Source organism: uncultured Aquincola sp., from assembly GCF_964001545.1.
Lineage (GTDB): Bacteria > Pseudomonadota > Gammaproteobacteria > Burkholderiales > Burkholderiaceae_C > Aquincola.
The window spans coordinates 1-5,380 of the sequence record NZ_CAXFDV010000620.1 but is presented as its reverse complement, the minus strand read 5'-3'; the positions used below and the strand labels follow the sequence as shown (position 1 = coordinate 5,380).

Annotated in this window: 4 protein-coding genes; all 4 read right to left on the bottom strand. The window is 68.6% G+C overall.

Annotated features, from left to right (window positions below; genetic code table 11):
- A partial coding sequence (locus ABNT58_RS21585; RefSeq protein ID WP_348755467.1) for a ribonucleoside-diphosphate reductase subunit alpha occupies positions 1-2,570 on the bottom strand: 2,570 nt, incomplete at its 3' end.
- 246 nt (positions 2,571-2,816) lie between these two features.
- Positions 2,817-3,419 (bottom strand): 1,6-anhydro-N-acetylmuramyl-L-alanine amidase AmpD, encoded by a 603-nt coding sequence (gene ampD, locus ABNT58_RS21580; protein WP_348755466.1) that lies wholly within the window; start codon positions 3,417-3,419, stop codon positions 2,817-2,819.
- Positions 3,419-5,005, bottom strand: coding sequence for a sigma-54 dependent transcriptional regulator (locus tag ABNT58_RS21575; protein WP_348755465.1), 1,587 nt, complete (start codon positions 5,003-5,005; stop codon positions 3,419-3,421). Before ABNT58_RS21575 ends, ampD begins: the two co-directional genes overlap by 1 nt.
- The coding region (locus tag ABNT58_RS21570) for an ATP-binding protein (protein ID WP_348755464.1) at positions 5,002-5,380 on the bottom strand (379 nt) is incomplete at its 5' end. The genes ABNT58_RS21570 and ABNT58_RS21575, both read right to left, overlap by 4 nt.

Genomic DNA, 5,380 nt, shown 5'->3' with positions numbered 1-5,380 from the left:
TCGACCAGCCATTGCGTCTCGACCTCGAAGGCGGTGGCGTACAGCTGCTTCAAGTCTTCGGGCACGCGGTCGATGCGGCGCAGCGAACCATCGAAGTGCTTGAGGTCCATCACCATCACGTCGTCCCACAGGCCGAGCTTCTTCAGATCACGCACGAGGTACTCGTTGATGACGGTGAACTCACCCGACAGGTTGGACTTGACCGACAGGTTGCCGAAGCAAGGCTCGATCGACGCATCCACACCCACGATGTTGGAGATGGTGGCGGTGGGTGCGATGGCCACGCAGTTGCTGTTGCGCATGCCATGGGTGGCGATACGCTGGCGCAGTGCGTCCCAGTCCAGCGTGGCTTCGGTATCAGCTTCCACATAGCCGCCGCGTTCTTCGGCCAGCATCTTCAGCGAGTCCAGCGGCAGCACGCCACGGTCCCACAGCGAGCCGCGATAGCTGCTGTAGCGGCCACGCTCGGCGGCCAGCTCGGTCGAGGCCCAGTAGGCCTGGTAGCACACGGCTTCCATCGAACGGTCGGCGAACTCCACCGCGGCCTGGCTGGCGTAGGGCGTGCGCAGCTGGTACAGCGCATCCTGGAAGCCCATGATGCCCAGGCCCACCGGACGATGGCGCAGGTTGCTGTCACGCGCCTTCTTGACCGCGTAGTAGTTGATGTCGATCACGTTGTCGAGCATGCGCATCGCGGTGGACACGGTGCGCTTGAGCTTGTCGTGGTCGATGCCGCCGTCCTTCAGGTGCTGGGCCAGGTTGACCGAGCCCAGGTTGCACACGGCGATCTCGCTGTCGCTGGTGTTCAGCGTGATCTCGGTGCACAGGTTGGACGAGTGCACCACGCCCACGTGCTGCTGCGGGCTGCGCACGTTGCAGGCGTCCTTGAAGGTGATCCAGGGATGGCCGGTCTCGAACAGCATCGACAGCATCTTGCGCCACAGGTCCTTGGCCGGCATGCGCTTGAACAGCTTGATCTCGCCACGGTCGGCCTTGGCTTCATAGGCCACGTAGGCTTCTTCGAAGGCCTTGCCGATCTTGTCGTGCAGGTCGGGGCAGGTGGAGGGCGAGAACAGCGTCCAGTCGCCACCTTCCATCACGCGCTTCATGAACAGGTCGGGAATCCAGTTCGCCGTGTTCATGTCGTGGGTGCGGCGGCGGTCGTCGCCGGTGTTCTTGCGCAGCTCCAGGAACTCTTCGATGTCCAGGTGCCAGGTCTCGAGGTACGCGCACACCGCGCCCTTGCGCTTGCCGCCCTGGTTCACGGCCACGGCCGTGTCGTTGACCACCTTCAGGAACGGCACCACGCCCTGGCTCTTGCCGTTGGTGCCCTTGATGTAGGAGCCCAGCGCACGCACGTTGGTCCAGTCGTTGCCCAGGCCACCGGCGAACTTGGACAGCAGCGCATTTTCCTTCAGCGCTTCATAGATGCCGTCGAGGTCGTCGGCCACCGTGGTCAGGTAGCAGCTGGACAGCTGCGAACGACGGGTGCCGGCATTGAACAGCGTGGGCGTGCTCGACATGAAGTCGAAGGTCGACAGCACGTTGTAGAACTCGACGGCACGCGCCTCGCGGTCGATCTCGTTCAGCGACAGGCCCATGGCCACGCGCATGAAGAAGGCCTGCGGCAGCTCGATGCGGGTTTCGTTGACGTGCAGGAAGTAGCGGTCGTACAGCGTCTGCAGGCCGAGGTAGTCGAACTGCAGGTCGCGCTCGGCCTTCAGGGCCGCGCCCAGGCGGGCCAGGTCGAACTGCATCAGCTTCTCGTCCAGCAGCTCGGCCTGCACGCCCTTCTTGATGAAGGTCGGGAAGTACTCGGCGTACTGCGTGGCCATGTCGGCCTGCATGGCCTCGAAGCCCAGCACTTCCTTGCGGATGGTATGCAGCAGCAGGCGGGCGGTGGCGCGGGTGTAGCCGGGGTCCTTCTCGATCAGCGTGCGGGCGGCCAGGATGGCGGCCTTGTGCACTTCTTCGATGGGCACGCCGTCGTACAGGTTGCGGCGGGTTTCAGAGAGGATGGGCTCGGGGCGGATGTCGGCACCCAGGTCGGCACAGGCCGACTCCACCAGCATCTGCAGGCGCGCATCGTCCAGCGGCACGCGCACGCCGTTCTCGGTGACGAACAGCGCATGCGGGGTCGCGGTTTCGGCCGGCGCCACCTGGCGGGCACGCTCCTGCGAACGGCGCTCGCGGTACAGCACATAGGCACGCGCCACTTCATGGTGGCCACCGCGCATCAGGCCCAGTTCCACCTGGTCCTGCACGTCCTCGATGTGGAAGGTGCCGCCACCCGGGCGCGAGCGCAGCAGCGCACGCACCACGTTCTCGGTCAGGCCGTCCACCGTCTCGCGCACGCTGGCCGAGGCCGCGCCCTGGGTGCCGTGCACCGCCAGGAAGGCCTTCATCAGCGCGACGGCGATCTTGTTGGGCTCGAAGGCCACCACCGCGCCGTTGCGGCGCAGGATCTGGTAGCCCTGGTAGGCGGGTGCGGCGGTGCTGGCGGCCGTCGCACGGGCGGGGGACGTCGGCAACACCGGGGACGACGCCGGGGAACTGGCTGTGGCGTGCATAAAGCGCTTCTCCTGTCTTGGTGTTAGAGATCGAGGATCGAGAAAAATCGGCGAAAGGCGGAGCCAGACCAGGCGCGATGGCGTGCCTGGCCGACAGACCTTGGGCGAAGAGGGGTACGGCTGAAAAGGGACTGCCCCGGCGGCCGCCGAACGGCGGTGCGGGGTGGCGCAGAGGCGGCTTACGGGCTGCGGCTGTGCCGATGCAGTACCGTAAGAATAGCACTAGATCTAGTGCTTGCCAGTGGTTTAGACACTATCCGTAGCGATGTGGGGCCATCCCAGCCTCACCCCTTGACGGGCCGCGATTTCCTCGGCCCGCTTCCAGTCGAAACCGCTGCCCGGATCCTGTTTGCGCCCCGGCGCCACATGCTCATGGCCCGCCACGTCGCGCAGCGGATAGGCCGCCGCCAGCGCCGCCAGCAGCGGCCCCAGCGCGGTGTACTGGGCAGGCTCGAAGGGCGTGCCTTCCAGACCTTCCAGCTCGATGCCGATCGAGTAGTCGTTGCAGTTGGCCCGGCCGCGCCAGGCCGACTGGCCCGCATGCCAGGCGCGCCGGTCGCAGGACACGAACTGCAGCACCTGGCCATCGCGCCGGATGACGAAATGCGCCGACACCTGCATGCCGCGGATCTGCCCGAAGTAGGGGTGCGCGTCCCAGTCCAGCGTGTTGGTGAAGAGGCGCTCGATCTCGTCGCCGCCATACACCCCCGGCGGCAGGCTGATGGAGTGCAGCACCACCAGCGAAGGCGCTTCGCCGGCCGGCCGCTCGCCGTGGTTGGGTGAAGCCACCTGGCGCGCACCGCCCCACCAGCCGGCCTGCAGCGCGGGCACGGGCGCGCGCTCAGTCATCACACGCCATCATCGCCCTCGGCGGCCGCTTCGGCGCCCGTCAGACCGGCGGTGACGCCCAGCCGCGCCATGCGGTAGCGCATCTGCCGCAGCGACAAGCCCAGGCTGGCGCCGGCCGCCGTGCGGTTGTAGCGGTGGCGCTCCAGCGCGCGGGCCAGGATGTCACGCTCCACCTCGTCGAGGTAGGCCGCCAGGTCGGTGGGCAGCGGCACGTCCACCGGCGCCGGCCGCGGCTCGGGCAGCGGCAGGCCGGCCAGGTCGTCGCTGTACTGCGTGTCGCCGAAGGCGGCGTCGGGCAGGCCCAGGTCGTCGCGGCCGATCAGGTCGCCGCCCGACAAGGCCACGGCCCGCTGCAGCAGGTTTTCCAGCTCGCGCACGTTGCCGGGAAAGGCATAGCGCGCCAGGTGCTCGAAGGCGGCGTCGCTCAGGCGCGGCGCAGGCTGCACGCCGGCATCGCGCGCGATGCGCTCCAGCACCGCGGCGCTGATGGGCCGCAGGTCGTCCAGCCGCTCACGCAGCGCCGGCACGCGGATCTGGATCACGTTGAGGCGGTAGAACAGGTCTTGCCGGAAGCGGCCGGCCTGCACCTCGGCCTGCAGGTCTTTGTGGGTGGCACTGACGATGCGCACGTTCACCTGCGCCTCGTTCACTGCGCCCACCGGTCGCACCGCGCGCTCCTGGATGGCGCGCAGCAGCTTGCTCTGCATCGACAGCGGCAGGTCGCCGATCTCGTCGAGGAACAGGGTGCCGCCATGCGCGGCCTGGAAAAAGCCTTCTCGGTCGTCGGCCGCGCCGGTGAAGGCGCCCTTGCGGTAGCCGAAGAATTCGGCCTCCAGCAGGTTCTCGGGGATGGCGCCGCAATTGACCGCGATGAAGGGCCCGCTGCCGCGTGCGCTGACCTTGTGGATGGCACTGGCCACCAGTTCCTTGCCGGTGCCCGATTCGCCCTGCACCAGCACCGGCGCCATGCTGCGCGACACCTTCTCGATCAGCGCGCGCACCTGCTGCATCGCCGGGCTGTGGCCCACCAGGCGGGCCAGTGCGGCCGCGTGTGCCGTGGTGGGCGTGGGCGCGGCGGCAGGCGGCACCGCCGGCGCCCGGGCGGGCGCGGCCGCCAGGGGTTCGGCCGCCCTGCCCCGCGGCGCGGCAGGCACGCCTTCGAGCAGCGCGGAAGGCAGCTGCCCCGGCACCACCGTGGGCACCGGCTGGCTGCTGCGGCCCAGTGCCGAGCCCACCACCGCACGAAACTGCCGCAGGTCCACCGGCTTGGTGAGGTAGTCGTAAGCGCCCGACTTCAAGGCCTCCACCGCGTTCTCGGCCGAGCCGTAGGCGGTGATGACGATGGCCTTTTCGGGGCGGGCGTTCTGCTCGATGTGGCGCAGCAGGTCGAGCCCGCTGCCGTCGGGCAGCCGCATGTCCGTGATCACCGCGCTGTACTGGCGGCCAGCCAGACGGGCCAGCGCGTCTTCCACCGTGCCGGCGGTTTCCACGTCGTAGCCCTCGCGCACCAGCGTCAGCTCGTAGAGCGTGCGCAGGTCGGGTTCGTCGTCCACCACGAGCAGGCTGAAGGGCGAGGTGGTGGTCATGGCGTGCTCGGTGCGGGTTGATCGGCCGCCAGCGGCATCGTCATCGAGAACGCATTGCGCCCCGGCGCGTCCGCGGGCCGCCATTGGTAGTCGATGCTGGCGCCATACCGCTCGCACAGCTCGCGGCAAATATACAAGCCGAGGCCGGTGCCCCGGCTGCGGGTGGAAAAGAAGGGCTCGAAGAGGTGCCGCTCCACGTCGGGCGGTATCGGTGGTCCGTCGCTCGAGACTTCGAGCCGCACCTGGCCGGCCCCCTCGTGCGCCAGCAGCACCTGCACCGCGCCCGGCGCCGCGCTGGCATGGCGCTGGGCGTTGTCCAGCAGGTTCACCAGCACCCGGCGCAGGTGGTCGAGGTCGAAGCGCACCGGCAGCGGC